At 60.7% G+C, this 26,912-nt stretch carries 32 protein-coding genes and 1 tRNA gene; 16 read left to right on the forward strand and 17 right to left on the reverse strand.

All coding sequences use genetic code 11. From position 1 onward, the window contains the following. Positions 1 to 206 precede the first annotated feature (206 nt). Together CK227_RS36900 and CK227_RS28480 are read left to right on the forward strand one after the other, a co-directional pair. A complete protein-coding gene (locus tag CK227_RS36900; RefSeq protein ID WP_179296424.1) occupies positions 207 to 380 on the forward strand; it encodes a hypothetical protein in 174 nt (57 codons plus the stop codon). A gap of 74 nt (positions 381 to 454) precedes the next feature. Then, a complete protein-coding gene (locus tag CK227_RS28480; RefSeq protein WP_019858477.1) occupies positions 455 to 991 on the forward strand; it encodes a J domain-containing protein in 537 nt (178 codons plus the stop codon). A gap of 32 nt (positions 992 to 1,023) precedes the next feature. Here CK227_RS28480 and CK227_RS28485 read toward each other — a convergent pair whose 3' ends face one another. The 6 genes from CK227_RS28485 to CK227_RS36395 all read right to left on the reverse strand — a co-directional run bounded on the left by CK227_RS28485 (position 1,024) and on the right by CK227_RS36395 (position 4,826). Next, a complete protein-coding gene (locus CK227_RS28485) occupies positions 1,024 to 1,377 on the reverse strand; it encodes a TadE/TadG family type IV pilus assembly protein (RefSeq protein WP_095772824.1) in 354 nt (117 codons plus the stop codon). Positions 1,378 to 1,543: 166 nt separating this feature from the next. Further along, positions 1,544 to 1,984 carry a TadE/TadG family type IV pilus assembly protein gene (locus tag CK227_RS28490; protein ID WP_179296079.1) on the reverse strand — a complete coding sequence of 147 codons (441 nt, stop codon included), beginning with the start codon at positions 1,982 to 1,984 and terminating at the stop codon, positions 1,544 to 1,546. A gap of 5 nt (positions 1,985 to 1,989) precedes the next feature. Continuing rightward, entirely contained in the window at positions 1,990 to 3,216 is a 1,227-nt protein-coding gene (locus CK227_RS28495) for a pilus assembly protein TadG-related protein (protein ID WP_179296426.1), read from the reverse strand. 580 nt (positions 3,217 to 3,796) lie between these two features. Continuing rightward, positions 3,797 to 4,060, reverse strand: a complete 264-nt coding sequence (locus tag CK227_RS37480; RefSeq protein WP_095772826.1) for a DUF6074 family protein — start codon at positions 4,058 to 4,060, stop codon at positions 3,797 to 3,799. A 210-nt stretch (positions 4,061 to 4,270) separates the two neighbouring features. Then, complete coding sequence (locus CK227_RS28505; protein ID WP_095772827.1) at positions 4,271 to 4,567, reverse strand: DUF982 domain-containing protein; 297 nt, start codon at positions 4,565 to 4,567, stop codon at positions 4,271 to 4,273. Positions 4,568 to 4,631: 64 nt separating this feature from the next. Beyond that, complete coding sequence (locus CK227_RS36395; protein WP_143750540.1) at positions 4,632 to 4,826, reverse strand: hypothetical protein; 195 nt, start codon at positions 4,824 to 4,826, stop codon at positions 4,632 to 4,634. A gap of 40 nt (positions 4,827 to 4,866) precedes the next feature. Here CK227_RS36395 and map point away from each other — a divergent pair, with 40 nt between their 5' ends. The 3 genes from map (at position 4,867) to CK227_RS28520 (ending at position 7,639) form a co-directional block, all read left to right on the forward strand. After that, entirely contained in the window at positions 4,867 to 5,694 is an 828-nt protein-coding gene (map, locus tag CK227_RS28510; RefSeq protein WP_095772828.1) for a type I methionyl aminopeptidase, read from the forward strand. A 58-nt stretch (positions 5,695 to 5,752) separates the two neighbouring features. Continuing rightward, positions 5,753 to 6,514, forward strand: a complete 762-nt coding sequence (gene radC, locus CK227_RS28515) for a DNA repair protein RadC (RefSeq protein WP_095772829.1) — start codon at positions 5,753 to 5,755, stop codon at positions 6,512 to 6,514. A 354-nt stretch (positions 6,515 to 6,868) separates the two neighbouring features. Beyond that, a complete protein-coding gene (locus CK227_RS28520) occupies positions 6,869 to 7,639 on the forward strand; it encodes a hypothetical protein (RefSeq protein WP_095772830.1) in 771 nt (256 codons plus the stop codon). Between the two features lie 90 nt (positions 7,640 to 7,729). Here the strand turns inward: CK227_RS28520 and CK227_RS28525 are convergent, their stop codons facing one another. From CK227_RS28525 to CK227_RS28535, 3 genes are read right to left on the reverse strand one after another with little or no spacing between them, the layout of a single operon-like run. Further along, positions 7,730 to 8,692 carry a 3-keto-5-aminohexanoate cleavage protein gene (locus tag CK227_RS28525; protein WP_095772831.1) on the reverse strand — a complete coding sequence of 321 codons (963 nt, stop codon included), beginning with the start codon at positions 8,690 to 8,692 and terminating at the stop codon, positions 7,730 to 7,732. Beyond that, positions 8,689 to 9,636, reverse strand: coding sequence for a 3-hydroxyacyl-CoA dehydrogenase (locus CK227_RS28530; RefSeq protein WP_095772832.1), 948 nt, complete (start codon positions 9,634 to 9,636; stop codon positions 8,689 to 8,691). Before CK227_RS28530 ends, CK227_RS28525 begins: the two co-directional genes overlap by 4 nt. A 10-nt stretch (positions 9,637 to 9,646) precedes the next feature. Next, the gene (locus tag CK227_RS28535) at positions 9,647 to 10,453 is read right to left on the reverse strand and encodes an SDR family oxidoreductase (protein ID WP_095772833.1); all 807 of its coding nucleotides are present in this window, start codon (positions 10,451 to 10,453) and stop codon (positions 9,647 to 9,649) included. 316 nt (positions 10,454 to 10,769) lie between these two features. On the opposite strand from CK227_RS28535, the gene CK227_RS28540 reads away from it, so the two are divergent. The 7 genes from CK227_RS28540 to CK227_RS28570 all read left to right on the forward strand — a co-directional run bounded on the left by CK227_RS28540 (position 10,770) and on the right by CK227_RS28570 (position 16,837). Beyond that, entirely contained in the window at positions 10,770 to 11,450 is a 681-nt protein-coding gene (locus CK227_RS28540) for a GntR family transcriptional regulator (protein WP_095773089.1), read from the forward strand. A 263-nt stretch (positions 11,451 to 11,713) separates the two neighbouring features. Continuing rightward, positions 11,714 to 12,598, forward strand: coding sequence for a cytochrome c oxidase subunit II (coxB, locus tag CK227_RS28545; protein WP_095773090.1), 885 nt, complete (start codon positions 11,714 to 11,716; stop codon positions 12,596 to 12,598). Positions 12,599 to 12,621: 23 nt separating this feature from the next. Beyond that, a complete protein-coding gene (ctaD, locus tag CK227_RS28550; RefSeq protein WP_095772834.1) occupies positions 12,622 to 14,391 on the forward strand; it encodes a cytochrome c oxidase subunit I in 1,770 nt (589 codons plus the stop codon). Beyond that, positions 14,388 to 15,092 (forward strand): cytochrome c oxidase subunit 3, encoded by a 705-nt coding sequence (locus CK227_RS28555; RefSeq protein WP_095772835.1) that lies wholly within the window; start codon positions 14,388 to 14,390, stop codon positions 15,090 to 15,092. The genes ctaD and CK227_RS28555 overlap by 4 nt, the downstream gene beginning before the upstream one ends. 14 nt (positions 15,093 to 15,106) lie before the next feature. After that, positions 15,107 to 15,826 (forward strand): heme-copper oxidase subunit III family protein, encoded by a 720-nt coding sequence (locus CK227_RS28560; RefSeq protein WP_095772836.1) that lies wholly within the window; start codon positions 15,107 to 15,109, stop codon positions 15,824 to 15,826. A gap of 9 nt (positions 15,827 to 15,835) precedes the next feature. Further along, positions 15,836 to 16,225: a cytochrome C oxidase subunit IV family protein gene (locus tag CK227_RS28565; protein WP_095772837.1), complete on the forward strand. Its 390-nt coding sequence runs from the start codon at positions 15,836 to 15,838 to the stop codon at positions 16,223 to 16,225. Positions 16,226 to 16,363: 138 nt separating this feature from the next. Next, on the forward strand, positions 16,364 to 16,837 hold the full coding sequence (locus CK227_RS28570) for an aminoacyl-tRNA deacylase (protein ID WP_095772838.1): 474 nt from the start codon (positions 16,364 to 16,366) through the stop codon (positions 16,835 to 16,837). A 155-nt stretch (positions 16,838 to 16,992) separates the two neighbouring features. Here CK227_RS28570 and CK227_RS28575 read toward each other — a convergent pair whose 3' ends face one another. The 5 genes from CK227_RS28575 to tig all read right to left on the reverse strand — a co-directional run bounded on the left by CK227_RS28575 (position 16,993) and on the right by tig (position 21,941). Next, complete coding sequence (locus CK227_RS28575; RefSeq protein ID WP_095772839.1) at positions 16,993 to 17,805, reverse strand: DUF2189 domain-containing protein; 813 nt, start codon at positions 17,803 to 17,805, stop codon at positions 16,993 to 16,995. A gap of 457 nt (positions 17,806 to 18,262) precedes the next feature. After that, positions 18,263 to 19,198, reverse strand: a complete 936-nt coding sequence (locus CK227_RS28580) for a heme o synthase (protein WP_095772840.1) — start codon at positions 19,196 to 19,198, stop codon at positions 18,263 to 18,265. 36 nt (positions 19,199 to 19,234) lie between these two features. Continuing rightward, the gene (locus CK227_RS28585; protein ID WP_027046909.1) at positions 19,235 to 19,615 is read right to left on the reverse strand and encodes a cytochrome c family protein; all 381 of its coding nucleotides are present in this window, start codon (positions 19,613 to 19,615) and stop codon (positions 19,235 to 19,237) included. A gap of 153 nt (positions 19,616 to 19,768) precedes the next feature. After that, positions 19,769 to 20,293 (reverse strand): hypothetical protein, encoded by a 525-nt coding sequence (locus CK227_RS28590; protein WP_095772841.1) that lies wholly within the window; start codon positions 20,291 to 20,293, stop codon positions 19,769 to 19,771. Positions 20,294 to 20,456: 163 nt separating this feature from the next. Further along, the gene (tig, locus tag CK227_RS28595) at positions 20,457 to 21,941 is read right to left on the reverse strand and encodes a trigger factor (protein ID WP_095772842.1); all 1,485 of its coding nucleotides are present in this window, start codon (positions 21,939 to 21,941) and stop codon (positions 20,457 to 20,459) included. Positions 21,942 to 22,311: 370 nt separating this feature from the next. Here tig and CK227_RS28600 point away from each other — a divergent pair. Then, positions 22,312 to 22,396 (forward strand) — tRNA-Leu (locus tag CK227_RS28600). Positions 22,397 to 22,486: 90 nt separating this feature from the next. Here the strand turns inward: CK227_RS28600 and CK227_RS28605 are convergent. Continuing rightward, the gene (locus CK227_RS28605; protein ID WP_095772843.1) at positions 22,487 to 22,879 is read right to left on the reverse strand and encodes a RidA family protein; all 393 of its coding nucleotides are present in this window, start codon (positions 22,877 to 22,879) and stop codon (positions 22,487 to 22,489) included. 438 nt (positions 22,880 to 23,317) lie between these two features. Between CK227_RS28605 and CK227_RS28610 the strand changes: the two genes are divergently transcribed. Beyond that, a complete protein-coding gene (locus CK227_RS28610) occupies positions 23,318 to 24,391 on the forward strand; it encodes a hypothetical protein (RefSeq protein ID WP_143750541.1) in 1,074 nt (357 codons plus the stop codon). A 217-nt stretch (positions 24,392 to 24,608) separates the two neighbouring features. Here the strand turns inward: CK227_RS28610 and CK227_RS28615 are convergent, their stop codons facing one another. Further along, on the reverse strand, positions 24,609 to 25,193 hold the full coding sequence (locus CK227_RS28615) for a GDYXXLXY domain-containing protein (RefSeq protein ID WP_095772845.1): 585 nt from the start codon (positions 25,191 to 25,193) through the stop codon (positions 24,609 to 24,611). Continuing rightward, entirely contained in the window at positions 25,190 to 26,308 is a 1,119-nt protein-coding gene (locus CK227_RS28620; protein WP_095773091.1) for a DUF2157 domain-containing protein, read from the reverse strand. The genes CK227_RS28615 and CK227_RS28620 overlap by 4 nt, the downstream gene beginning before the upstream one ends. A 235-nt stretch (positions 26,309 to 26,543) precedes the next feature. On the opposite strand from CK227_RS28620, the gene CK227_RS28625 reads away from it, so the two are divergent. Continuing rightward, entirely contained in the window at positions 26,544 to 26,684 is a 141-nt protein-coding gene (locus tag CK227_RS28625; RefSeq protein WP_013531315.1) for a DUF1127 domain-containing protein, read from the forward strand. A gap of 49 nt (positions 26,685 to 26,733) precedes the next feature. Beyond that, a complete protein-coding gene (locus CK227_RS28630; RefSeq protein ID WP_019858543.1) occupies positions 26,734 to 26,874 on the forward strand; it encodes a DUF1127 domain-containing protein in 141 nt (46 codons plus the stop codon). Positions 26,875 to 26,912: the final 38 nt, after the last annotated feature.

The raw sequence follows: 26,912 nt of genomic DNA on the forward strand, positions 1-26,912 counted from the left end.
CCCTTTTCACGGCAGTAACAAGGGGTTCGATTCCCCTTCGGCGTACAGGCTTTCGTGCACTCCACCCCCTGTTTGCCGAATATCTCAGCCGCCCTTGCCTTGAGTCCCGGAGCAACCGCATCAACCATCTTATTAGCAAGCGCTTGTGTTCCTCACCAAGCCGGATCATTATCCAAACCATCAGGTCGCTGAAGGGGTAGAGCGCCATGGAACTGAGCTGCTATGATCCGGGCGGGAGCATCTTTGCATCACCCGCCTTCCTTAACCTCACGGCTGTTTTCATCATTCTGGCCGCCTTCGCCGTTGCGCGACTGATGGCAATGTCACGCGCGGATTCTCTCGACCAGCTTCGGTTCGCGCCGATCCAAGCCGCAAGTTGAGGACTGTCGTTCCTTGCCTTCAGCAGTCATGCTCTCGACGGTGTGCGCAATAGCGAAGTTGTGGGGGCGCCATCTTGTTCGTTGATTACTACGAACTCCTGGAAATCAGCCCGAACGCCAACTCGGAAACGATAGAACGGGTATTCCGCTATTTTGCCATGCGCTACCATCCTGACAATCAGGACACCGGCGATGAATCACGCTTTAGCGAAATCCTGGAAGCCCACAATGTGCTCAAGGATCCTGTGAAGCGCGCGCGGTATGATATCCAGCACAAAGACCATTTGAATCTGCGAACGGAGTTGATTGGGGAAGCCAGCAACAACACAACAATCGAACGCGATGTGGCCATTCAGGCGAAATTGCTCTCGCTGCTTTACGTCAAGCGCCGGCAAGACGTAAACAATCCCGGCATTGGCGATACAGAAATCGAACGTTTGTCAGGCTGTCCACGAGAACATCTTGAGTTTCATCTCTGGTACCTAAAAGCCAAGGGCTGGATTGGAAGGATCGAGAACGGAACCTTCGCGATCACCGTGGAAGGCATCGATCGCGCCAATTCCGAACATCGCCGTGACACCACGATAAGATTGCTGGACCATGCCGGCTGAAACGCGGAAGTTCGCGTCAGCGCCGCATTTCACTAACCGCCGACCAGCGGTACGGTAACGGTGGTGGCGTAGTTGATCGGAAAGGTGTCGAGGTAAGGAAAATCGACGACGAAGGCATAGGTGGCGGTCAGATGCGCCATGCGGAAACCGCCGCTTGCCGGGTCGATGGCGATCGTCACGTTCACATCCTTCAAACCCAAGGCCTGCAATTTCTGCCTGGCGATCGATTGGATGTCGGCCTGGGTCAGCGTGTTCTGAAGCTGCAGCGAGCGCGATGATGTCTCCAGCGTATAGCGAACGCTGGACACCGAATGCATCGACCAGCCCAAGGCGAAGATCCCGAACAGCAATATGATGAGGAACGGTGCGATCAGCGCGAACTCCAACCCGGCCCCGCCCGAACGATCTCGCCCGAAGGCGCCTTGCCTGGCGCAATTCCAGGAAAGGTGTGAGCTGGTTGTCCCGGGAAAAGCGCGCAGCGCTTTCGCTTGGGAATCGCGGCAAAACAAAGAGCGAGGGCGTTTCGCCATTTCCGCGAAACGGTGAGACGCCCTAGCGAACACGGATCACCTCCAGATGGCCGATGACGCTGGAAGCGGAAAAGACGCCGAAGGTGAAGGGCGGCGTCCAGGTGGCCGATGCCTGGATCTGAACATAGACCGACGGCACCTTTGGTCCGCTGCACAGAGTGGAGGCGTCGACCACGGTCGTCCCGCACATATAGATCCGGCTTAGCGTGACCTGGCCGTCCGCCGGCCGTTTCTCCCAGCTCGAAATGGCGACGGCCTGCGTCGCCGTATCATTCGTCGAGCCTTCCATGATCAGGTTCGCGGCGGTCTTCACGCCGGCACGCATCGACAGCGAACTCGTCACATAGGACCAGCCGTCGATGATACCGAGCAGCGCCGCGCACAGGAAAGGCAGGACCATCGCGAACTCGACCGCTGCAACGCCCGTTTTATCGCTCAGGATCGGCACAGATCGGGGCTCCACGGAGGCTACTCCACCAGCGCCACGGACCGCGCCGCCGGAATGTCGCGCATTCCGAGGCTCGTGCAATCCTGGTTGATGGTCGTGCTGCCGGACCATTGAATCGTATTGGCGACGACCTGGGTGCAGCCGCTGTTGCCCGAGAAATTGCCAAGATAATTCACTTGCTGTTTGGGGAAGTAGATGGCCCCGGTTAGCAGCGAATCCGCTGTTCCATTGAATGTGCTGGATGCACTGTTGCCGGCCCTGTCGCCGTAGAACAGCACACCGGAATAGATACCCGAGGTCGGCGCGCTGAGCTTCACGGAGGCGTTGCCATTCATGCTGACGGTCGAACTGCCCGACATGAAGATGGTCACATCGCTGCCGGTGATGATCGCGTTGGCGTTTATCTTGAGATCGCCCTGAACGACATAGACGCCGGGCGAGAGGGCGACATTGCCCTTCAGCGTCATGCCGCTGCAATAGGTGCCTGGGCTCAGCGTCGCCTTGTTGTCGTTCTGGCATGGGTTCGAGGCCGCCGGAACCGGGAGGTCTGCAAATGGATCTGCCGCAGGCAGCGCCTGGGTGATCGGGGCCGCGCAGACCGTGGTGACGGGATTGCTGAGAGACACGCCGCCCGCCGATATCAGGCAATCGACCTGGAGGCTCGCCGAGCCCTGGAGCTTGATGGCGTCCGGAGCGATCGAATTGGACATCACCACGCAGCCGGTGACCTTCACGGTGGTATTGCCTGAAAACGATGCAGCCTGCGAGGCGGTCTGGTCGAGCGCGGTCATGCAGGCCTTCGAGGCATCGGTGATGAGAGCCACCGCCCTCGCCTGTTCGGGAACCTGGCTCTGCGTGAAGATCGAGGTGAACATCCGGTTGAGGTTCTGAGCGACGATGACCTCGACCGCCTTCTTCGCCGTATTCGGCCCGGACGCCGGCGGCGTGTTGACGATGATCGTGCCCGAGCCCAGCCCGTTCGTCGCTGCCGACTGCGTCGCGGCCGCGACGATCGTCGGCTTGTCGGAACCCGAGATCTGTTCAAGCGCGCCGGCATAGGCCGCGGCATCGGCCGTCGCCTGTAGTCTCAGGCTGTTGTAGTACCAGTAGGAGGTCTCCACGCCAAAGCCGGCCGCGCCGACGACGATCGGCAGGCTGAGGGCGAAGATGGTGGCAACATTCGCCCGTGTGCTCCGGCGTATACCGGTCGCCATGATCCGAATTCGGGCGAAGCAATTGAAAATCATAACTTAAATTAGAAAGCATGCATATATGAAGGAACGGCTAAAAAGTTCGGTTCATTTTTTGATGAGGGCTTCGATTGGCTTCAAACAGTGGGCCGTCGGCTGATCAGTGCATGCAGACGTCGCGATAGGCAAGAAACTCACGGCGCTGGAACGTCAGCACGGTTCGGCACCTTGCGCCTGGGCAAAAGCCTTCGAACTACATGTTGCTGGCTGGACGAATCGGAGGCGGTGGGCGATGCGCGGGCTTTTGCCGCGATTTAATGGGAATGTCCGCCAAGGATGCGCGTCTCGGCTTGATGGACAGCGATAGGGCATTGCCACGGCGCTTCAGCAGCCCAACTGATATCTTGGCAACGAGGTCCCGTATTTCCATGGGCGCTCCTCCCGAGCAGCCCCCGCCACCTTATTATTAGCAGCGAAGCGAATTCTCCGCATTTAACTTTGATGTATCAAGGTCGCGCGATGTTGCTTCGATGTCAGGCTCATCGAACGCCATGCGCCCGTTGACGGTGACCGCGTCCTCGGCCGCCCTCGGGACAACGAAGGCGCAGCCAGGTGCTGCCTGGAAGAAATATTTTCTTCAGGCGGAAAGAACTGGAGCCGACTCAGTCGCCAATCCAGCCGAAAGCTCTCTCTGTACGGCCAGGAAAAACCTGCGCACTTCATCACTTGCGGTTGCTCTGTCCCTGCCCGACCCGACAACCAGGTCAAGCAACTCGGCCGCTTTAGCCCTCCAGAACGAGGCTGCAGGCTCGCCATGCAGATTGTCTAGGCTGGCTGCAACTTCCCTGACCAAAAACAGCTGACGGTCGATCGGGAATGCACGGACTTTTTCTGGGGACATCTTCCAAACCTGAACTGACGCAACGAATCAACCATTGCTGAACAAGCAATGGCGTAGCCGCCAAGGTGGAAACGGAAGCTTAACGTCGCTGTCGATGCATCATCGTGCGAGGAAATGCAGATGATGATCGAGGCACGAGATCACCACGCACATTCAAGCCAAGTTGGTTGAGAAAACGGAGTTGGTCGATCGGAACAGGCGAAGCAGCCCTCAGGCCCGCTGCAGGCTTGCCTCGCCGCCACGCTTGCGCGGCGCCATCATGTCGCTGGCCATCAGTCCGGTGACACGGCAGAACGCCATGAACGCCCGGCAGGCATCCTCGGTCTTGACCACGTCCACAGTGGCGCCGAAGCAGGCATTGAAGGCTTTCTGATACACCGGTCCCTGCCGGCGCGCCGGCCAGTCCTGCAGGAAATCCAGCGCCTGCTCGACGCTGTAAATCTCCTCGACGGGCAAGCCGGGGCCTTGCGCAATGCGCACCGGCACCTCGAATTGCAATCTATCCATCCGCAAATCTCCCGACCCCGTCGCCCAGGCAGCGCCGTTCGTCGTCAAAAGTTGCTTTGCCCGCTCAGTGCCACGCAAATGTGTCGTCACTGCGGAAACGGCCGTTTTTGCTTCGCACGATGGCCGGAAAGGAAAGCAACCGTGCAAAAACCGATCGAAATTGGCCCAACGATACGAATATCCCGCCGGCTAAGCCCGCATCAGCCAGTTCTTCCTTGAACCTTTTGCCCTCAAGTGCCAAATCTGGCGGAATACCCACGCCAGAACTCCTGCAGCGCTTACCCTTCCATACGGACAAAATGGTCACCTATCTCGACGCCGCCACGGCCCCTCTCAGAAACACCGGCCAGATCCGCCTCTATGGCGAGGACGGTTTTGCCGGCATGCGCAAGGCATGTGACCTCACCGCCCGTTGCCTGGACGCGCTGGTGCCGATGGTCGCGCCCGGCGTCACCACGGACGCCATCGATCGTTTCGTCTTCGAGTTCGGCATGGATCACGGCGCGCTGCCGGCGACGCTCAACTATCGCGGCTACACGAAATCGTCCTGCACCTCGATCAACCACGTCGTCTGCCACGGCATTCCAGACAACAAGCCGCTGAAGGATGGCGACATCGTCAACATCGACGTCACCTATATTCTCGATGGCTGGCATGGCGATTCCTCGCGCATGTATCCGGTCGGCACCATCAAGCGCGCCGCCGAACGCCTGCTCGAGGTCACCCATGAATGCCTGATGCGCGGCATCGCCGCCGTCCGGCCGGGTGCCCGCACCGGCGCCATCGGCGCCGCTATCCAGACTTTTGCCGAAGCGGAGCGCTGCTCGGTGGTGCGCGACTTCTGCGGCCATGGCGTCGGCCAGCTCTTCCACGACGCCCCCAACATTCTGCACTATGGCAGCGCCAATGAGGGCGTCGAGATGCGGCCCGGCATGATCTTCACCATCGAGCCGATGATCAATCTCGGCCGGCCGCATGTGAAGGTGCTGTCGGATGGCTGGACGGCGGTGACGCGGGACCGTTCGCTGTCGGCACAGTACGAGCACACGATCGGCGTGACCGACACCGGCTGCGAGATTTTCACGCTCTCGCCCAAGAACCTCGACCGGCCCGGCCTGCCGGCCTGATATTTTTAATACGTCGGGCGACCGCCTTGCCTGACTGATTGGCTGGATGCGGGGGCTGATGGGGAAGGCCAGCGACGACGACGAGCGGAGTTTCTTCGCCGAGGTGCCGGTTCGGCCCGCGGCGAAGGCGAGGCCCATTCCAGCTGAAAAGCCTGGATATCTCGGCCACCGCGACCGTTTGCGCGAGCGCTTTGCTTCGGCGGGTCCAGACGCCCTGCCCGACTATGAACTTCTGGAGCTCTTGCTCTTCCGGCTGATCCCGCGCGCCGACACCAAACCGGCCGCCAAGGCATTGCTGGCGCGCTTCGGTACGCTGGCCGAAGTGCTTGGCGCGCCCGTCAACCTGCTGCAGGAGGTCAAGGGCATCGGCCCGGCGGTGGCGTTCGACCTGAAGGTTGTCGCCGCGACAGCGCAACGCATGGCGCATGGCGAGGTGCACGGCCGTGAAGTCCTTTCGTCCTGGACGCAGCTCCTCGCCTATTGCCGCTCGGCCATGGCCTTCGAGGCGCGCGAGCAATTCCGCATCCTGTTCCTCGACAAGAAGAACGCGCTGATCGCCGACGAGGTGCAGCAGACCGGTACTGTCGACCACACGCCCGTCTATCCCAGGGAAGTGGTCAAGCGCGCCCTCGACCTGTCGGCCACCGCGATCATCTTGGTGCACAACCACCCGTCAGGCGATCCGACGCCATCGCGCGCCGATATCGAGATGACGAAAGAGATCATCGAAGCGGGCAAACGGCTGGGCATCGGCGTGCACGACCACATCATCATCGGGCGCAAGGGATACGCCAGCATGAAGGGCCTGCTGCTGATCTAGGGGCAACGACCAACATGGCGACCATGCCGTCTTCGCTGAAAGCAAAGCCATGGCGTTCCTGCCTCACGCATTCGGCCAGGCTTTTCGTCATCGACTTCCGGTATTCCAACGCGTTTCCGACCGACATTGTCTGACGGACGGGACCATGGTCCTGGCTGGTATGGGACTTCAGTAGCACAGCGACCTCACGGCGCCTATTTGCATGAAATATCAATAAGTTAAGCCACAAGCCATTACCAGACTCGCGCATTGCGACCGCATTTGTCTAAAGTTTACTCCGTACGATTAGTGGATTCTCATATTACGCTGATCTAGCGCGGTTGGGCGGAGGTGGCGATTCCCCGAGGAGACACCATGACAAACCGAAAAACTCTGTTCGCGGCGCTTGCCGCATTGACGCTTCTGGCGTCGCCGGCGCTCGCCGGGGCCGGCGGCAACGGGCACGGTGGCGGCAATGGCAGCGGCCACGGTGGCGGCAACGGCAATGCTGGCGGCAATGGCAAAGGCAACAGCGGTGCCTCGCATGGCAAGTCTGCGTCGGCCCCCGGACGTGTTGGCAAGGTGGATGCTGATGCCACGACCGACACCACGGTCGACACGACCACCAAGGTCGCAGCCGTGCCGAAGGAGAAAAACATCCATGCCAAACTCGGCCGGCTGAATTCGCTGCAGCGCAACATCAACGCCTATATGAATTCCAAGAGCAAGAAGTTCGCTGCCCTACAGGCCTTCGTGACACAGTCGGCGAAAGCCAAGGTTGCCCAGGCCGCAGCTGAGACGGCAGCCGCCACGGCCGCCGCCGCGCAGGCCCAACTGGATAAGCTGAATGCGCAACTGACCGCACTGCAGGCTGATCCGAATGCCACGGCTGCGCAGATCCAGGCTGTGAAAGATCAGATCACCGCCCAGCAGGCCGTTGTCGACGCCGACAACGCAGCGGCGGACCAGGCTGAGGCGGCGGCTGCCACGGCAACCGTCGGCACCGACCAGGCATCGCTCGATGCAGCGCTGACGGACATGGCCAACAAGCCCGTCGACGACGACGTCACCGCCTGGGCCGAAGGCGTCCTTGCAGACAAGATCGACCAGATGGCTACCAAGATCGAAGCGCAGACGACGCCTTAGGCGTCGACCGGAACGGCAATAGCAAGGCCGCCGGCGGCCTTGCTATTTCTTGACCATCGAGAAAAACTCGCACCCTCGGTCCTGGCCGGGTCAGAAGGCGACCTTGTCGCCGCCCTTCAGGGACAGGATCTCGCGCGCCTCGTCAGGCGTCGCCACCTCCATGCCAAGCCCTTCGATGAGCTTGCGCGCCAGCAAGACCTGTTCGGCGTTCGACTTGGCGAGCTTGCCCTTGCCGGCCCACAGGCTGTCCTCCAGCCCAACGCGGATGTTGCCGCCGAGTGCTGCCGATTGCGCGGCGATGCGCAGCTGGCTGGCGCCGGCGCCCAGCACCGACCAGCGGAACTGGTCGCCGAACAGCCGGTCAGCTGTGCGCTTCATATGGGCGACGTCTTCGGGATGGGTGCCGATGCCGCCGAGCAGGCCAAACACCGACTGCACGAAGAACGGCGGCTTCACCAGCCCCCGATCGGCGAAGTGGGCGAGGTTGTAGAGATGGGCGATGTCGTAGCACTCGAACTCGAAGCGCGTGCCATTGTCGTAGCAAGTCGCCAGAATGTATTCGATGTCCTTGAACGAGTTGCGGAAAACGAGGTCGCGCGTCGCCTCCAGATGCGGCTTTTCCCAGTCGAACTTGAAGGTCTCGTACTTGTCGGCGAGGTGATAGAGCCCGAAATTTATCGAGCCCATATTGAGTGAGGCGACCTCAGGTTTGAACTGGGCAGCCGGGCGCACGCGCTCCTCGACCTTCATGTACGGGCTGCCGCCTGTGGTGATGTTGATGGCGGCATTGGTTCCTTGCTTGACGTGCGGCAGGAAGCGGGCGAACGCCTCCGGCGTCTGGTCGGGCTTGCCGGTTTCCGGGTCTCGCGCATGCAGATGCAGGATCGCAGCACCGGCCTGCGCCGCCGCGATCGCTTCCGAGGCGATCTGATCCGGCGTGATCGGCAGATAGGGCGACATGGTCGGCGTGTGGATCGCACCCGTCACCGCGCAGGTGATGATGACCTTGCCCTTGGCCGCCGATGCGCCTGATTTGCGGCTGGTTTCTTTCATTGTCCGAACTCCTGATCCGATTTCTTCTTGTGTGCCGCCAGCGCCATCAGCCGGCGATCCCGCCAGACCTGCCGGTCACCCAGGCTTTCCCTCGGCAGGCGCTTGCTGCGCTCGGCCTCGACCGTTTTCATGACATCGCCCGCCCAGTCGACGCGGCGCAGCATCTGCGGGAAGATGTTGGAATAGATGCCTTGGTAACGATCGACATAGTCGCGCACGCCGCCGGGTGCGTTGAGGTCGATGGTCTCGAACGGTCCCATGAAGGACCAGCGCAGTGCCAAGCCATCGCGAATGCCGATATCGACATCCTCGACACTGGCGTAGCCGTCCGCGACAAGCCGGAAAGCCTCCTCCAGCAAGGCCCCTTGCAGGCGGTTCATGATGAAGCCGTCGAGCTCGCGCCTCATCACCAGCGGCGCGTGGCCGGCGTCGATGAGGAAGGCGCGCGTCTTCTCCAGCGTCTCGGCGGAAGTCCACGGCGCCGGCACCACCTCTGCCGCCGGAATGAGATAGGGCGGGTTGATCGGATGCACGACTAGGCAGCGGTGCCGCCCTTGCAGATGGTCGGTGAATTTCGACGGCAACAACGCCGAGGTGGAACTGGCGATGATCGTTTGCGGCCCGGCAAGCCGATCGATCAGCGAGAACACCTCCCGCTTCACATCCAGGTTTTCAGGCGTGTTTTCCTGGACATGGGTTGCGCCGGCCAGCGCCTCCGCCAGCTCGCCAACGATGGCGATGCGGCCAAGCACGGTGTCGACGGATTGCCCGCGCAGCAGGTCGTTCGCGGAGAGATCGCCGAGCACGCCCTCTATGTAGTGGCGCGCCCCGCCCGTCGCGGCAGGCGACTGATCCCACATGCGCACATGATGGCCGGCGCGGGCGAAGCTGATTGCCCAGGCCCGCCCGATGAACCCGCTTCCGACAATCGCGACATTGGCCATGGCTTGGTCCTCAAAGTGTTTCGACGTTGCCGTCGACGCCGAGCGACTGGCCGGAAATGTTGATGCCCGCATCGGAGAGCAGGAACGCCACCATCGAGGCCACGTCATAGGGGCTGGTCATGCGGCGCAGCGAGATGTTCTGCAGATAGCGGCCCGTCATCTCCTCGTGGCTGATGCCGACCTGTTTGGCGCGCGCCGCGATGACGCTTTCGATGCGTGGCCCCTCGATGATGCCGGGCAGGATGGCATTGACCCTGATGCCGTGCGGCCCAAGCTCCTTGGCGAGGCTTTGCGTGAAACCGATGACGCCGAATTTGGCGGCCGAATAGGGTGTGCGGAACGCGTAGCCATGGCGGCCGGCCGCCGACGACATGGACACGATCGAGCCGCCGCCGGCTGCCTTGATCAGCGGTACGGCGCGCCTTGCGCAGAGGAACTGCCCTGTCAGGCAGATATCGATGCAGCGCCGCCAGTCATCCGGTTCGATCTCGTCGACACCGCCTGTCGGCCCGGCAATGCCGGCGTTGTTGATCAGCGCGTCGAGCCCGCCGAGTTTCTCCTTGACCGTCTCGAACAGCCGGTCGACGTCCTCGTCGCGCGAGACATCGGCCTTGACCGCCGCGACCAGGTCGATCTTGCCGGGAGCCGCGGCCAGCGCCTCGTCGGAGATGTCGCAGACGACGATGCGTGCGCCGAGCCGCGACAGCGTGTCGGCGATGGCGAAGCCGATGCCGCCGGCGCCCGCCGTCACCAGCACGCGCTGCCCTTTCAGCCCGGCCAGAAATTCGTCCGCCGATGCGGGTGCCTTTGCGCTCATCGTCCTGTCCTTTTCATTGCAGCCGCCGTTCGCGCAGCGCCATGACGGCGCCCAGAACGACCAGCCCGTAAAGAATTGCCCTGGTGGCGTAGGCAGCGTGGTGCCGGCCAGCAGCATCTGCAGCGCCGTCAAAAGCAGCACGCCGCCGAGCATGCCCGCGTCATTCGATGTCGGAGACCGTATCATCATTTGATCAACGATCAATGATGAAATATCTTACATCAAGACTGGGGCGCCGACGCTTGACGCGGCAGCCGGAACCCTGCATTCCGGGAACGAGTTATGGCGCGGCCTTTGCGCCGAAAGGTTGATGGAAATGGCCGGAGCGGCGTTCAGGAAGCCGGGTGTCGAGATCGTGCCCCTGTCCAGGGAGACCCTGCAGGACAGGGTCTATCGCCACGTCACCGAATTGATCCTCGACGGCAGCATCGTGCCTGGCGAGATGGTGACGGTGCAAAGCCTGGCCGACGCCTTCGGGGTCAGTCCTATGCCGGTCAGGGAGGCATTGCGGCGACTGACCGCGGCCAATGCCCTGATGGTCGTTTCAGGGCGCTCGATCGGCATTCCCGCACTCAGCCGCGCGCGCCTCATCGATCTCAGGAATGTCCGCTTCGAGATCGAGGCGATCGCCGCCGCCTGGGCGGCAGAGCGCATCGACGATCAGGGCATCGCGCAACTCGGCCAGCATCTGGCAGCGCTCGAACAGGCCAACGCGGCGGGAGACGTCAAATCCTATCTGCGCGCCAACTACGCCTTTCACTTCTCCATCTACCGCGCGGCCGGCTCGGAAAACATCCTCAACATCATCGAAAATCTGTGGCTGCAGATCAGTCCCTATTTCAACATGCTGCATGATTCCGGAAATTATTCGACCGCCAACGAGCATCACCAGGAGATGTTCGCGGCACTGCGCAACCGCGATGCCGAAGCCGTCCGCCAGGCCGTCCGCGCCGATATTGACGCCGCCTTCGACGTCCTGGTCGACCTGCTGAAATAGCACTGGGAATCCGGCTAAAACAGCGTCCGCTCATATCCTCCTCAAGCGCCGTTCGGAATTCCTGCTCGAACGATCGTTGAGGCGGTCAGAAGGTCATTCCAGCCTGCTGCTGATCCAGGGATAGCCCGTCTCGCCGCGGCAAAGGGCGCATTTTTCCCGTCAAGATAGTAGCCTCTGGAATTGCGACCCCAAATTAAGCTATGATGCGCTTGGCATTTCTTGCGGGCGGCTTCGCTCCCCCTTGAATGCCGGAGGAACGGGACATGGCCGTAGCGCTTGTACTCGTTTTGATCGTCGTGGGCTCGGTGTTGTTTCACCTCCTGAGCCCATGGTGGTGGACGCCGATTGCCTCGAACTGGGCCTATATCGACAACACCATCATCATCACTTTCTGGATCACCGGCGTCGTCTTCGCCGCCGTCGTGCTTTTCATGGCCTATTGCGTGTTCCGCTTCCGTCATCGGGAAGGCAATCGTGCTGCGTACGAACCGGAGAACAAGCGGCTCGAATCGTGGCTGACGATCGTCACCGCGGTTGGGGTCACGGCGCTACTGGTTCCCGGCCTGTTCGTCTGGAGCCGATTTGTTACCGTTCCACGCGACGCGACAGAGGTCGAGGTCATTGGCCAGCAATGGCAATGGAGTTTCCGCCTGCCCGGCAGGGACGGCAAGCTCGGTACATCAGACACGCGCGACGTCGGTGCCGACAATCCGCTGGGGGTCATCCCCAGCGATCCCAATGGTCAGGACGATGTCGTGGTCGCAGCGGCCGATCTGCATCTGCCGGTCGGCAAACCGGTCAAGATGCTGCTCCGCTCGATCGATGTGCTGCATGATTTCTATGTACCGGAATTCCGCGCCAAGATGGACATGATCCCGGGCTCGGTGACCTATTTCTGGTTCACCCCGACCAGGACCGGAACCTTCCAGGTCCTATGCGCCGAACTTTGCGGCCAGGGACATCCGATGATGCATGGCGTCGTGATGGTCGACACCCAGGAAGATTATGTCGCCTGGCTCGGCCAGCAGCAGACTTTTGCACAATTGTCGGCCCCCCAGAAGACGGGGTCGGCAGACGAGACGACGGGACAGACCGCGGCAGCGGGTCCCGAAATTGCAGCAGGGCTCGAAACGGTAGGGTCTCGCTGAAAAAAGGACACGGAGGTGTTCCTATGGTCGACATCACCCCTGCAGATGGCATCCCGCCGGCCGAAGTCGCGGAAGTAGAACTCTACCATCCGCACAGTTGGTGGACCAAATACGTCTTCTCGCAGGACGCCAAGGTCATCGCCGTCCAGTATTCGGCAACGGCAACAGCAATCGGCCTGGTCGCCCTGGTGCTGTCCTGGCTGATGCGACTGCAGCTTGGCTTTCCCGGCACGTTCGACTTCATCACCCCGGAGGCCTACTACCAGTTCATCACCATGCACGGCATGATCATGGTGATCTACCTGCTCACCGCCCTCTTCCTCGGCGGCTTTGGCAACTATCTGATCCCCCTGATGGTCGGCGCGCGCGACATGGTCTTTCCCTATGTCAACATGCTGAGCTACTGGATCTACCTGCTCGCCGTGCTGGTCCTGGTGTCGAGCTTCTTTGCGCCCGGCGGACCGACGGGCGCCGGCTGGACGCTCTATCCGCCGCAGGCCATCATGAGCGGGACGCCAGGCGGCCAGGACTGGGGCATCATCCTGATGCTCTCCTCGCTGATCCTGTTCATCATCGGCTTCACGATGGGTGGCCTCAACTATGTGGTGACCGTGCTGCAGGGTCGCACCCGCGGCATGACGATGATGCGCCTGCCGCTGACCGTCTGGGGCATCTTCACCGCGACCGTCATGGCCCTGCTCGCCTTTCCGGCGCTGTTCGTCGCCAGCGTGATGATGCTGCTTGACCGCGTGCTCGGCACCAGCTTCTTCATGCCGGCGATTTCCGAGATGGGCGAGCAGTTGCAACACAATGGCGGCAGCCCGATCCTGTTCCAGCACCTGTTCTGGTTCTTCGGCCATCCCGAGGTCTACATCGTGGCGCTGCCGGCGTTCGGCATTGTATCCGACCTGATCAGCACCCATGCACGCAAGAACATCTTCGGCTACCGGATGATGGTCTGGGCCATCGTCGGCATTGGCGCGCTGAGTTTCGTGGTCTGGGCGCACCACATGTATGTCAGCGGCATGCACCCTTATTTTGGCTTCTTCTTCGCCACCACAACGCTGATCATCGCCATTCCGACCGCCATCAAGGTCTATAATTGGGTGCTGACCCTGTGGCGCGGCGACATCCATCTCACCATACCCATGCTGTTCGCCCTGGCTTTCATCGTCACCTTCGTCAATGGCGGGCTGACCGGCCTGTTCCTCGGCAATGTCGTCGTCGATGTTCCGCTGTCCGACACGATGTTCGTCGTCGCCCATTTCCATATGGTCATGGGTGTCGCCCCGATCCTCGTGGTCTTTGGCGCGATCTACCATTGGTACCCGAAGGTCACCGGCCGGATGCTCCACGAAACGCTGGGCCGGTTCCATTTCTGGGTCACCTTCCTCGGCGCCTACCTGATTTTCTTCCCCATGCACTACCTCGGCTTGATGGGCGTGCCGCGGCGCTATGCCGAACTGACCGACATGACGATCATGACGGAGTCGGCCCATCACCTGAACTCTTTCATCAGCGTCATGGCCTTCATTGTCGGCTTCGCCCAGATGGTGTTCCTGTTCAACCTGATCTGGAGCATCCGCCATGGCCGCGAGGCCGGCGGCAATCCGTGGCGGGCCACGACCCTCGAATGGCAGACGCCGCAAACACCGCCGGCCCACGGCAATTTCGGCAAGGACCTGCCGATCGTCTATCGCTGGGCTTACGATTACAGCGTACCGGGTGCCAAGGAAGACTTCATCCCGCAGAACATGCCGGGCTCCTTCGGACCCTCAAGGGAGCCGGCATGAGCGTCATCCTGGTCTTCCTGCTCGTCATTGCCGGTTTTGCCGGATGGTGGCTTTCGCACCAGCGGCTGATGACGAAGCCATGGCTCGAGCAGGGTCTGGCCGGTGATTTTGTCGGGCTCGACCGGTCGGCCCTGCCAACAGCCAAGATAGGTCTCGGCGTTTTCCTTGCTGTCGTCGGCTGCCTGTTCGCGCTCTTCACCAGTGCTTATTTCATGCGGATGGCGGTGTCGGACTGGCAGCCGTTGCCCCTGCCGCGACTGCTCTGGCTCAACACCGGCGTGCTGGTCCTGAGCAGCGTCGCCCTGCAATGCACTTCGGTGGCGGCGCGCAGGGGTCAGATCGACACTGTCAGGCTCGGCCTTGCCACGGCCGGGCTCACCGCGCTCGCCTTCCTGGTCGGTCAGTTCATGGCATGGCGGCAACTGACCGCCGACGGCTATTTCCTGGCCTCCAATCCGGCCAACAGCTTCTTTTACCTGATAACCGGCATGCATGGCCTGCACGTCTTGGGAGGGCTGGTGGGTCTGGGCAGGACGACCACGAGCGCCTGGACTGGAGCGCGGCCGGAACGGCTTCGCCTCGGCGTGGAACTATGCGCCATGTACTGGCATTTCCTGCTCTTCGTCTGGCTTGCCATCTTCGCGTTGCTGGCCGGCTGGGCCGCGACGTTCATCGACATTTGCCGGGAGTTGCTGACCTAAAGGGGATCAAGCGGATGGCAGAGACACTGACACATATCGGCCATACGGAGCCACGGCCTACAGGCTGGCGAGGCATTGCCGCCGATTGGTCCTCGGATCAGCGTGCGTTCAAGAACGTGTCCTGGGGCAAGGCCATGATGTGGATATTCCTGCTCAGCGACACCTTCATCTTCGGCTGCTTCCTGCTCTCCTACATGACCGCGCGCATTTCGACACGGGTGCCGTGGCCCAATCCGAGCGAGGTCTTTGCGCTTCGTATCGGCGGCTCGGATATCCCGCTGATCCTTATTGCCATCATGACCTTCGTGCTGATCTCCAGCAGCGGAACAATGGCCATGGCCGTCAATTTCGGCTATCGCCACGACCGCCGCAAGACGGCCATCCTCATGCTTCTGACCGCGGCACTCGGCGCGACCTTTGTCGGCATGCAAGCCTTCGAGTGGACAAAGCTGATCACTGAAGGGGTGCGACCCTGGGGTAATCCCTGGGGTGCCGCACAATTCGGGTCGTGTTTCTTCATGATCACCGGTTTCCACGGCACGCATGTGACGATTGGTGTGATCTTCCTGATCATCGTGGCGCGCAAAGTCTGGCGCGGAGACTACGACCTCGGACGGCGCGGCTTCTTCACCAGCCGCACCGGCCGCTACGAGAATGTCGAGATCATGGGGTTGTACTGGCACTTCGTCGATCTGGTCTGGGTGTTCATCTTCGCATTCTTCTATCTTTGGTGAGAGGCAGACATGGCTGAAGCAACCGCAAACGGCCTAGGACAACACGCACTTCATGCGGCAGCGCCGGCGGCCGTCGCCCGTGCCGACGTGCATCAGCAACATCCGATCAAGCTCTATCTGGTGGTCTGGGCGTGGCTGTTCATCCTCAGCACCTGCTCCTACCTGGTCGACTATTTCGGCCTCCACGGCTATCTCAGATGGTCGCTGATCCTGATCTTCATGATCCTCAAGGCAGGGCTGATCGTCGCTGTCTTCATGCACATGGCCTGGGAACGGCTGGCGCTGGCCTATGCGATCATCCTGCCGCCGATACTGGTGCTGGTGTTCGTGACAATGATGGTCTTCGAAGCCGACTACACGCTTTTCACCCGGCTGGCATTTTTCGGAGCCGGACCCTGAGGCACGAACCGCATTCAGATCTTGCCGCCGCGCCTCGAACCATCAGCAGCTGGTCTATTTTAGTATCGGAAACGACATAAGGAGAATGACTGCCCTCGTTTCCCCACCCGTCGCGAACTCCGGCAAAGGGAGGCCAAGATGACGATCGCTACCAGACTGAAGGACTTTATCGACAGGAAGGGAATTTCATACGACACAGTCGCCCACCATCGCACGTCCACCAGCAGACAGTCCGCCATCGCGGCGCATGTACCCGGCAGCATAGTGGCCAAATCGGTCGTTGTTCACCACGAGCTCGGCTATGCGTTGGCCGTCGTTCCCAGCACGCACAGGATCGAGCTCGGCACATTGCAAGACGTCATGGACAAGCGTCTCGGACTGGCCTCCGAAGACGAGGTGACTTCGCTCTTCGCTGATTGCGATACCGGCGCCATTCCGCCGATCGGCGCCCCCTACGATGTGCCGGTGATTGTCGATGACAGCCTTGGTGATGCCGCCGACATCTACTTCGAAGGCGGCGACCACAGAACGCTGGTGCATGTCAGCGGCGAGGATTTCCGCAACTTGACGATGGGCGCATACCGCGCCCGCTTCAGCCACCGGGCTTACTGACGGCTTCGATCAAACCCGCACCGGCATCCTGAGCAATCCAGGAAAAGTGTGATCGGTTTTCCGTCCGGAATTGCGTTAAAACAAAGAGATAGAGCATTTTACCGTTTCCATGAAACGGTAAAATGCTCTGGCCGGTGCGGTGAAGCAAAACGTCCTTAACTCGTCGGTCTGGCGGGCGACTCCACAACCTTGCGGTAGACATGCCAGGTGGCATGGCCGAGGATCGGCAACACGACGGCGAGCCCGACGAACACCGGCAGCGAGCCAATGATCAGGCCGACGGCGACGATCAGCCCCCAGACAGCCATCACGATCGGGTTCGCCAGGACCGCACGCACCGAGGTGTGGATCGCTTCATAGGCACCGACATCGCGGTCGAGCAACAATGGGAAGGCGACGACCGTCGTGCACAACACCACCACGGCAAAGACAAAGCCGATGGCGTGCCCCAATATGATCAGCGTCCAGCCGCGTCCCGTGGCAAATATCGCGTTGATGAAGCTGGATATCGATTCCGGCGGAGCCGGGCCGAAAAGATATTCGTAGAATATCTTCGCCGTCAAAAGCCACGTGATGAAGATTGCAAACAGCATGATCCCGACCGCCGCGATGGCCGGCAGCGCCGGAGAATTCCTGACCTCGAAAGCGTGCCTCCAGGAGGTGTCGAGCCCGGCTTCCCGTCTACGGCTGATTTCATAGAGGCCTATCGCCGCGAATGGGCCAACCAGCGCAAAGCCAGAAACCAGCGGAAACAACAACGGTAAGGCATTGGCGCCTGAAGTCCAGGCGGCGAGCACGACGCCCACGAGCGGATAGATCAGGCAGAGAAAGATGATATGCGACGGTTTGACCATGAAATCATCGACGCCCCGCCTGAGCGCGTCAAAAAGGTCGGAAACAGAGATTTTTCGAATTTTGGTATGTTCCAGCGTCTCGCTGGCGCCTGCTATCACATGAAAGCTTGCCATGACCGTTCCTCCAGACCGGGTCCGGAAAGGTCGCGATTTAGCGGTGCTGACGTTTGCGTGACTGGCCACGCAAAACCGCGACCTGCACCGCCACCAATATACTCTCTTGTGAGGGACTTGTCGCCCGTTGTTGGGCCGCATGGCTGGCTCTGGAAACCCTTCTTCGATATGCTCATGCTGCGCCGCATGTCTCTTTTTTGGGGCACGTAAAGGCGCTGGACCACTTGGATCCTTTGCGAACCGGAGAGCGGTGCAGCAGAGTCGATCCCGATCCTCAGGACCATGCACTGGGTCGAAGGCGAAGGTCATGGACGCAAGGACGCTTCTCATAGTCGGCCTTGGCATAATCATTCTGCTGTTGCTGGGATTCTGTGCGCTGCCATCGTGACGGCACTGCGCCGTCTTCGGCACGGCACTCGCCGGCCGGCCAGAGCGGTTCGCGGATGGCGATCTGCGCTCAGATCCCGGCTGAGATCAGCGCGCGCATGGCAATGGTATCGGCAAGCAGCGCGGCGAAGATCGCGAAAAGATAGAGGATCGAATAGGCAAACAGCGCCTTGGCGGGTTTCAGCTCCGTTTCGGAAGCGGCCAGAACCTTCCATGAATGCCAGATGAAACCGACGCCCAATGCGGCCGAGGCGATTCCGTAGTAGCCGCTGGTGTATCCGAAGAGCCAAGGCAGCACGCCGACCGGCGCCAGAAGCAAGGCATAGGCAAGGATTTGCCTACGCGTCGAAGCAGGGCCGGCCACATTCGGCATCATCGGAATGCCGGCAGCGGCGTAGTCGCCAACTTTGAACAGCGCCAGCGCCCAGAAATGCGGCGGCGTCCACAGAAAGATGATCAGAAACAGGATGAGGCTTTCGATGCCGACGGCGCCGGTTGCGGCCGCCCAGCCAATGACAGGAGGAAGGGCACCAGCCGCGCCGCCGATGACGATGTTCTGCGGTGTCGAGCGCTTCAGCCACATCGTGTAGATGACGATGTAGAAGAAGATGGTGAAGGCCAGCAGCGATGCGGCAAGCCAGCCTACCAGTACGCCGAGTGTCATGACCGAAAGCGCGGAAAGCACAAGGCCGAAGCCGAGAGCTTCGCCCGGCGCGACGCGGCCCGACGGAACCGGCCGTCTTGACGTGCGCGACATCAGCGCGTCGATGTCTGCGTCATACCACATGTTGAGGGCACCAGCCGCTCCTGCTCCGATCGCAATCGAACCGATTGCGATCACGGCGATGACCGGATTCATCGCGCCAGGCGCCACCATCAGGCCTACGAAAGCGGTGAATACGGCAAGCGCCATGACCCGTGGCTTCAAAAGCGCGAAGAAATCGGCCGCCGTCGCTTCCGAAAGGCGGATGGAGGTATCCTTGAGGGGGCTTTCCCTAGTCGACATCTCGGACGACCACCGATGGGTGGCGAGGGGCCCAGGTCACTTGGAGAAGGTTTTCAGATAGGCAATGACGTTGGCCACGTCCGCATCGTTCTTGAGGCCGGGAAACGTCATTTTGGTGCCTTTGACCATGGCCTTGGGATCGTGAAGGTAGGTCGTCAGCGTTGGCTCGTCCCATTTGACGCCGGATTTGCCGGCCGCAATCATGGCATCGGAGTATTTAAAATCCGGATGAGTACCGGCCGTGCGGCCGATGACGCCGTGCAGCGATGGACCGATCTTGTTCTTGTCCTCGTTTGCGATGTGGCAGACTTGGCATTTGGTGAAGACCTTCTCACCAGCCGCGGCATCCTGTGCCTGCGACGGATGCGCGATGAAGATCGTAACGGACACCCCAGCAAAAAACGCTATAGCGCGCATGGCATTTCCTCCCTGATCGCCATTTATGCCTCGGACGATCGCGCCTTGGGCAGAATATCTCTCCCCAGTGGAATTGCGGTACAAACATACCATGGAATCCAGGCGGCGGGTAGAAAAAGCCAAGCATTGCGAAGGTTTAGAACCCAGCCACGCTCAAGGCGGATCGGTCCGGCAGCTTCCGGCGATCTGCTCAACCGCCTCTTCGAGCCCCGCAAGGTCGAAATCCGCCTGGCCGCGGCCTGACAACAAGCCGAACCGCCATGAAAGCGACAGCCGGCTTGCGGGAACAAGGCGCTTGATGCCGTCGGCGCCGTCGCGCACCAGCATTCGGCCGCGCGATCCGACCGACCAGCTCTCGTCGAACTTGCCGCCGTCGTCAACAGTGACGGACATGGTGATCTTGCGGCTGGCCGAAACCCCGTCATTCAACTGCAGCCATTCGGTCCAGCGCGGTTCTCCGTCTGCCCGGCAGGCAATGGTCAACACCGGGCTGTAACTCAAGGCACCGCCACCCGTGATCAGCTTGTTGGTGCCATGAAGCGAAGCGGTCACAAGGCCATCATCGTCTGTTCCGAAGCGCCACTCGCCGGCAAGCGCGCCGGCCTGGGCAACATCGCAGACGAAGGCCAGAACGAGCGCCAGGGCGACGGGACGCCCCTTTTCGAAGAATAGGCTCAACGCCCCCTCCAGGAACCACACGGTTTGCAACAGCAGCGCAGATAATGCTCAACGCCAGGTATCGCCAAGTGCCATTTCCCGCAAAGCGAATCGGCTGTTGCAGTTTCGCAACGAAAAAGGCCGCCTCGAGGGCGGCCTTCGTCGATTCCATCAAGCTCGGGACTTATTCGGCGTCCTTGGCGGCCTTTTTCTTCGGCGCGGCCTTCTTCTTCGGCTCTTCCGCCTCGTCGCCGGCCTCGCTCGCCTTGGCTTCAGCCTTCTTGGCCGCAGCCTTCTTCGCGGGCTTCGCCTTGGTCGTGGTTTCCGCGTCCTCGTCGTCGGCCATCAGCTCTTCCTTGCTGACCTTGACGTCGGTGACCGAGATCTGGCCGAGAAGGTGGTCGACGACCTTCTCCTCGAACATCGGCGCGCGCAGCGCATTCAGCGCCTCGGGGTTGCTGCGGTAGAACTCGAAAGCTTCCTGCTGCTGGTTGGCCGGGAAGCGGCGAACCTGCTCGAACAGGCCACGCTGCAATTCCTCGTCCGATACGGTGACACCGGCCTTCTCGCCGATCTCCGCCAGCACCAGGCCGAGACGCACCCGGCGTTCGGCAAGACGCTGATATTCGGCGCGGGCTTCTTCTTCGGTCGTCTCTTCGTCGGCGAAGGTGCGGCCGGCGGCCTCCAGGTCGCGGGTGACCTGAGCCCAGATGTTGTTGAACTCGGCCTCGATGAGCTTCGACGGCGCCTCGAACGAATAGGCGGCATCGAGCTGGTCGAGCAGCTGGCGCTTGACCTTCTGGCGCGTCATCGAGCCGAACTGGTTCTCGATCTGGCCGCGCACGATCTCACGCAGGCGCTCCAGCGATTCCAAGCCAAGGTTCTTGGCGGTCTCGTCGTTGATTTCCAGCTCACCCGGCTTCGACACTTCCTTGACGGTGACGTCGAACGTGGCTTCCTTGCCGGCCAGATGTGCGGCCTGGTAGTTTTCCGGGAAGGTCACGGTGACCTGCTTTTCGTCACCGGCCTTGGTGCCGATAAGCTGGTCCTCGAAGCCAGGAATGAATTCCTTGGAGCCCAGCACCAACGGCTGGTCGGTGCCGGCGCCGCCGGCAAAGGCCTCACCATCGATCTTGCCGACATAGTCGATGCTGACGCGGTCGCCTTCGGCGGCCTTGCCGGTCTTCGGCTCATAGCTGCGTGCCGATTCGGCAACGCGCTTGACCTGGTCGTCGATCTCGGCCTCCGGTACGTCGAACACCTGACGCGTCACCTTGATATCGGAGAAATCCTTGATCTCGATCGCCGGGATGACCTCATAGTTGAGGCGGAACTCGAAGTCGGTCCCGCCGGCCAGGATCTTCTCGGCTTCCTTCTCGTCCTCGGTCATGATGACTTCGGGCTGCATGGCGGCCTTTTCGCCGCGGCCCGTAATGATCGAACGGGTGGAGTCGTTGAGGATCTCGTTGACCACTTCGGCCATGAACGACTTGCCATAGACCTTGCGCAGGTGCTGCACCGGCACCTTGCCCGGCCGGAAGCCGTTGATGCGAACCTTGTTGCGCGCGTCCGAGAGCCTCGCCATCAGCTTGGCTTCCATGTCACCGGCCGGCACGGTGATCTTGATCTCGCGCTTGAGACCGGAATTAAGCGTTTCGGTGACCTGCATCGTAAAACCTTTGTTTTCACCAATGAGACTGCCACGGCCTCTGCCGTTTACAGCCTGCCGGTATATTCTTGCCGGGAATGGCTTTTGGTACGGAACCTGGCGATTTGACCGAAATTACGGCCCAAACTCTCCCAAACTGCGTTCCAAAATGTGAATAAGTTCTTGTTTTTCCTACTTCTTATCACATTCTGTAGAAGCGGATCGTCGCGTCCCGTCACATTTGACACGCCTTTTGTCACAGGCGAGCCTAATTTTCAACAGTCTTCGCGCTTAGGCGAATAACCAACATTTCGGCCCTGCCCACATCTCGTCTCTGACATCTCGTCTCCGACATTGACAGAATGATGGCTACATGGGATTGCCGGGCGATGCGGATGTGGCGGAACTGGTAGACGCCCTGGATTTAGGTTCCAGTGCCGAAAGGCGTGGGGGTTCGAGTCCCTTCATCCGCACCACCCTTCGCTCTGCGAGCTTCGGGTCGCAGGCCACCTGAAGCTCGCTAGATGGCAAAGAGACTCCTCGGAAGCTAGCTTCTGATGGCCTCGTCAAATGACCGCTATCGCATCGACCTCTATGAGGTAGCCTGGGGACATTATCGCCACCCCGACCACCACATTGGCTGGCTTGTGATCTCCAAACAGCGAAATCTGCGCTTCTTCGATGATCGGCACTTGTTCGTCGCGCTTGTAGTCGACAATGTAGATCGTAATCTTGCAAACCTGCTCGGGCCGCGCGCCTGCCGCACTGAGCGCCCGGCCGAGATTGCCGAATGCCAGGCGCGCTTGCGCCGCAAAATCACCATGCCCAACCAGCTTGCCGTTTATGTCTTCGGGCTGCTGACCTGAGATGAATACCAGCTTGGATCCCGTCGCGACGACAACCTGTGTGTACATCTCTGGAACTGGCAGATCATCGGGGTTGATGAGTTCGAGCGACACTGGACAATCTCCTGCTTTGTTCGGCTGAAATCGATAGTGATGATCACCGCGCCGCTGGCACACAGGGCGACAGCGCCGGGCGCGTGACATCAACGGCACGGCCCCGCGCGAAATCTCCCAGGGCGACGACGCGCTGGCCAGCGCGCCGATTGGGCTCAACGCCATCAACACGGCTAACTCAGTGCATTTCGCATGGGGTGTCCGGCAATGATTGGTCAGTCGACAGCGTACTGTCAATTGATCCGGCCGGCGCGCGGTGGCGCATCCACATGTCGCCGGAGCATGCGGATTTGGCGGAACTGGTAGATGCCCTGGATTTAGGTTCCGGCGCCGGAAGACGTGGGGGTCCTTCATCTGCACCAATCTTTTCGGCGAATGGCCCCCACGAAATCCAACTTTCAAAGAAGGCTCTTGAAATAGCACGTAGACAGGTTCTTATTGGCTGAAGGCAGGTTGGGGCTCTGTCAGTTTGTGCGTGTATTGTCTCTAGTTCTGGCGGTAGGGTCGATTGTAGCGGCGGCAACATCTCAGGTTGAGGCCCTAGAATACACGCCTGTTTCGTCTCCAGGGCAGCAGCCGTTTCTTGTTGTTTCCGGAGAGTTCAAAGACAATGAACCCCTGAACGCCTTTAGCAACGCGGTTGCGGGCAGCGGGGCCCGGATGATCGTATTCAACTCCCCCGGCGGCAACGTCGGCAGCGCGCTTCGGTTGGGGCGTATGATCCGCGCGGCGGGATTGGATACGCTTCAGGTTCGCCAATTGCAGTGCGCTTCAGCCTGCTCACTGGCCTTCTTGGGTGGCGTCCACCGTGTTGCCGAACCAGGTACTATCGGCATTCATCGGGCTTGGTTGAAATGGACTGACGGGATTTCCAGAGAAGAAGCCAAGGCCCGTGTCGAGCTCGGAACGGCCGCAATCACATCCTATGTAGTCGAGATGGGAGTGGACCCCGAGCTGATTGAATTGGCGTCGAGCTATGACAAGCATGACATAAGATACCTATCGGCCAGCGAAATGGCAGAGTTGCGTGTGACCAATGTCGCAGCGAACCAATCGCCCGTGGATACGTCGCAGGTGTCGACGCGGCCAGATCCTGCGCCCGTGCCAGTGCCTGCACCCGACGCAAGGCAACAGGCGGAGAGCGCTGCGGTCGCCTTCGTCAAGGATCTGATCGAGCATCATGGCGACAACGACGATTTCGCTCTTGCTCAAGTTCAGGCGTCCTACGCTCGCACCGTCGACTATTATGGCAAGTTGACGAACCTGAGTTCGATCATTCAGGACAAGAGGAACTATTACCGGCGATGGCCTGAACGCATATATAACGTCCGCATTGACAGCATTGTGGTCACCTGTGCAAACGATCGCTGCATGGTTTCTGGCGTGTATGACTGGGTCGTGCGCAGCCCCTCGACACACAAGCAGGACAAAGGCGTAGCAGACTTTAGCTACACCATATCGACTGGCCCCTATCTCAAAATCATCGCCGAGACGAGTAGGGTCCGGAGTTGACCAGCGGAGTCCTCCATCCTGAGTTAGTGAACTCTCTTGCGAAAAATCTGTTCAGCTATTTCGCATAGTGGCACTCGCCCCTCCCGGTGGGCACCACAGTTGATACAAAGTGAGTCCATTCCGGTGCCGCGCTGCCGCAACGCTTGTACGGCAAGGCCTTACACTGATTTAGAGGCGTCTGGTCTTGCTTCGCACCGATAACCGGCATCCATCGTTATTAATATAGCGGTTCCTCGAATAGCGTCTTGTCGCCGTCGACCAATGCCTTGATCTGCGCGGTGCCGTCGCTGGCGAGCGCAAGCCTTATGCCGAACGGGCGCACCCGCATGTCGCTCTGGATCGCCATCCCCTCGCCTTCCGGCAGGTAGAACCGCTCGATGCCGTAGTCCGGCGCGATGGTCATGCCCTCGCTGCGCAGATCCCAGCCTTCGGCGACATGGCCTGCAATATCAGCCTCGTCGGCAGCGGCCGGCGCCGGCGCCTTGCCGAACCAGGCGGTGGTCGGCGTCCAATAGCCGTCAGCACCCTTTTTCAGGCGGACCACGATCGACGTATCGTCGCTGGAGAATTTGCCGGCGGGAATGTTGGCGATCATTTTCACCGGAATGCGCGAAATCGCGTAGCCGAGGATGATGTAGTCGCCGCGCAGCAGATCGCGCGGATCGACGGGTTCGATCTTCAGCAGCACTTCCTTGCCGTTGCGCAGGATAGCCGCCCGGCCGGCGATGATCCAGCTCAGGAAGCCGATCTGGACGAGCGCCAGCACCAGCGCCGAGATAACAAGCCTCTTTCCGGTCATCATGCGGTGGCTCCCCCCGTTGCCGGACCCTTCATGCGTTTTTCGACGCGAATGATGATGATCGCCAGGATGCCGAGCAGCACCGCGGCGGCAAGGAAGAAGCCGGCCGTGTCGAGCATGGACTGCAAGGTCACGACATAGATCATGGCGAGTTCGAAGGCGAAGCCGAGATAGGCAAGCCAGCGCAGGCCACGGCTCTCCCGTCCCGCCAGCACGATGGCGGCGACTATGCCGGCCAGCGCGACGACCGAGGCAATGGCGAAACCGCTGTTGTAAGTACTTTCGTCGGCCAGTTCGAACTGGATGATGGCCAGCCCGGTAAGAAAGCCGAGCAGCGCATGCAGGGGCAAGCGGCCGCCGAGTTGCACGATCCTGTCGACAGGTTCCGGTGCGAAGACAGAAGCCGCGAAGAGCACGGCGGAGACGATGACCAGAGGGATCGCCACCGGCAGCGTCGCGTGATTCCCGGCCAACAGCACGAGATAGAAGAGCAGCGACAGGATGATCAGATGCCGCGCGGCCTGGCTGCGGGTCCAGAACGAGACGGCAAACAGCACGATCGCCATGACGACGAAGGCATGCGGAAACGCGCTGCGGCTGTAATAGTCGAACCCCTTCAGGAACAGCCAGGCGTCGGCGATGCCGACCGAAGCGACGGTCAGCGGGTTCGACCGCAGCGCGACCGCCGCCAGCGCCGTTCCGGCGCCCCAGGTGACCAGCGCGGAAGCCTCGTCGCCGGACAGATGGTACATCTGGCCGATCAGCGCGATCGAACCGCCAAAGGCAGCCGCCGCCACGATCCACAGGGCTTCGCCGATCGCCGCATGGTCGCGCGTCTTCAGCACCGCGCCGCCGACATAACCGCCAAGGATGATGGCAAACAGCGCCGCGACCCGCGCCAGCCGCGGAATGGCATCCCAGTTGGCAGCGACGAAGATCAGGATGGCCGCGCCGAACAGCAGGGCCGCCATCATGGCCAGGATCGAACCGAAGCTCAGCGACTTGCGCGTATTCGCCTCGACGTCTCGCGTCAGGGCGTCGGCCGTCGCGGCGTCGATCAGGCCTTCCTGGAGCCACCGCACAATGTCGGACCTGACCCGTGTCGAATAGCCCGCCATGTCCTGCATCCCCCGCTGGGTCGTTTTTTTAACCGAACCAGCCAAACCGTTGACGTCACGGCACTTTCCGATTCTGGCTTCTTTGTGTCAGGTCCATGAAGGCGCGTTAATGTTGCATTGCACAATTTGCATTGCTGCCATGCAGCCATAGCGCTTTTAAATCGATATGAGCCCGCCTATTTATAGTTCGTACACAAACGGAATGATCCGCAAGAAAGACGAAACGAGAACTACCATGAACCTGATCCGCAACTATCGCAACTGGCGCCGCTACAGGGACACCGTGTCCGAGCTGAGCCGCCTGAGCAACCGCGAACTGACCGACCTCGGCATCAGCCGCAGCGACATTCCTTACGTCGCTCGCAAGGCGGTCTAATTTTTCGGACCGCAAATGGTCCGAACAAGTTTCCGAAAAGAGAACGACAATGAACCTGATCCGCAACTATCGTAACTGGCGCGTATATCGCGAGACGGTTACCGAGCTGGGTCGCCTTTCGAACCGCCAGCTGCATGATCTCGGTATCGTCCGCGACGAAATCAAGATCATCGCCCGCCGGGCGATCTAACGGAATTTCGCTGGGGTCGACCTCCTCCCCGACCTCCA

This window comes from Mesorhizobium sp. WSM4308 (assembly GCF_002294905.1).
GTDB lineage: Bacteria > Pseudomonadota > Alphaproteobacteria > Rhizobiales > Rhizobiaceae > Mesorhizobium.

Excerpts from the sequence above, each read along its gene's own strand:
- CK227_RS36900 (WP_179296424.1), top strand. The coding sequence starts at position 207 with ATGGAACTGAGCTGCTATGATCCGGGCGGGAGCATCTTTGCATCACCC.
- CK227_RS28495 (WP_179296426.1), bottom strand. The coding sequence starts at position 3,216 with ATGATTTTCAATTGCTTCGCCCGAATTCGGATCATGGCGACCGGTATA.
- CK227_RS37480 (WP_095772826.1), bottom strand. The coding sequence starts at position 4,060 with ATGTCCCCAGAAAAAGTCCGTGCATTCCCGATCGACCGTCAGCTGTTT.
- CK227_RS28505 (WP_095772827.1), bottom strand. The coding sequence starts at position 4,567 with ATGGATAGATTGCAATTCGAGGTGCCGGTGCGCATTGCGCAAGGCCCC.
- map (WP_095772828.1), top strand. The coding sequence starts at position 4,867 with ATGGTCACCTATCTCGACGCCGCCACGGCCCCTCTCAGAAACACCGGC.
- radC (WP_095772829.1), top strand. The coding sequence starts at position 5,753 with ATGGGGAAGGCCAGCGACGACGACGAGCGGAGTTTCTTCGCCGAGGTG.
- CK227_RS28520 (WP_095772830.1), top strand. The coding sequence starts at position 6,869 with ATGACAAACCGAAAAACTCTGTTCGCGGCGCTTGCCGCATTGACGCTT.
- CK227_RS28525 (WP_095772831.1), bottom strand. The coding sequence starts at position 8,692 with ATGAAAGAAACCAGCCGCAAATCAGGCGCATCGGCGGCCAAGGGCAAG.
- CK227_RS28530 (WP_095772832.1), bottom strand. The coding sequence starts at position 9,636 with ATGGCCAATGTCGCGATTGTCGGAAGCGGGTTCATCGGGCGGGCCTGG.
- CK227_RS28535 (WP_095772833.1), bottom strand. The coding sequence starts at position 10,453 with ATGAGCGCAAAGGCACCCGCATCGGCGGACGAATTTCTGGCCGGGCTG.
- CK227_RS28540 (WP_095773089.1), top strand. The coding sequence starts at position 10,770 with ATGGCCGGAGCGGCGTTCAGGAAGCCGGGTGTCGAGATCGTGCCCCTG.
- coxB (WP_095773090.1), top strand. The coding sequence starts at position 11,714 with ATGGCCGTAGCGCTTGTACTCGTTTTGATCGTCGTGGGCTCGGTGTTG.
- ctaD (WP_095772834.1), top strand. The coding sequence starts at position 12,622 with ATGGTCGACATCACCCCTGCAGATGGCATCCCGCCGGCCGAAGTCGCG.
- CK227_RS28555 (WP_095772835.1), top strand. The coding sequence starts at position 14,388 with ATGAGCGTCATCCTGGTCTTCCTGCTCGTCATTGCCGGTTTTGCCGGA.
- CK227_RS28560 (WP_095772836.1), top strand. The coding sequence starts at position 15,107 with ATGGCAGAGACACTGACACATATCGGCCATACGGAGCCACGGCCTACA.
- CK227_RS28565 (WP_095772837.1), top strand. The coding sequence starts at position 15,836 with ATGGCTGAAGCAACCGCAAACGGCCTAGGACAACACGCACTTCATGCG.
- CK227_RS28570 (WP_095772838.1), top strand. The coding sequence starts at position 16,364 with ATGACGATCGCTACCAGACTGAAGGACTTTATCGACAGGAAGGGAATT.
- CK227_RS28575 (WP_095772839.1), bottom strand. The coding sequence starts at position 17,805 with ATGGCAAGCTTTCATGTGATAGCAGGCGCCAGCGAGACGCTGGAACAT.
- CK227_RS28580 (WP_095772840.1), bottom strand. The coding sequence starts at position 19,198 with ATGTCGACTAGGGAAAGCCCCCTCAAGGATACCTCCATCCGCCTTTCG.
- CK227_RS28585 (WP_027046909.1), bottom strand. The coding sequence starts at position 19,615 with ATGCGCGCTATAGCGTTTTTTGCTGGGGTGTCCGTTACGATCTTCATC.
- tig (WP_095772842.1), bottom strand. The coding sequence starts at position 21,941 with ATGCAGGTCACCGAAACGCTTAATTCCGGTCTCAAGCGCGAGATCAAG.
- CK227_RS28615 (WP_095772845.1), bottom strand. The coding sequence starts at position 25,193 with ATGATGACCGGAAAGAGGCTTGTTATCTCGGCGCTGGTGCTGGCGCTC.
- CK227_RS28620 (WP_095773091.1), bottom strand. The coding sequence starts at position 26,308 with ATGGCGGGCTATTCGACACGGGTCAGGTCCGACATTGTGCGGTGGCTC.
- CK227_RS28625 (WP_013531315.1), top strand. The coding sequence starts at position 26,544 with ATGAACCTGATCCGCAACTATCGCAACTGGCGCCGCTACAGGGACACC.
- CK227_RS28630 (WP_019858543.1), top strand. The coding sequence starts at position 26,734 with ATGAACCTGATCCGCAACTATCGTAACTGGCGCGTATATCGCGAGACG.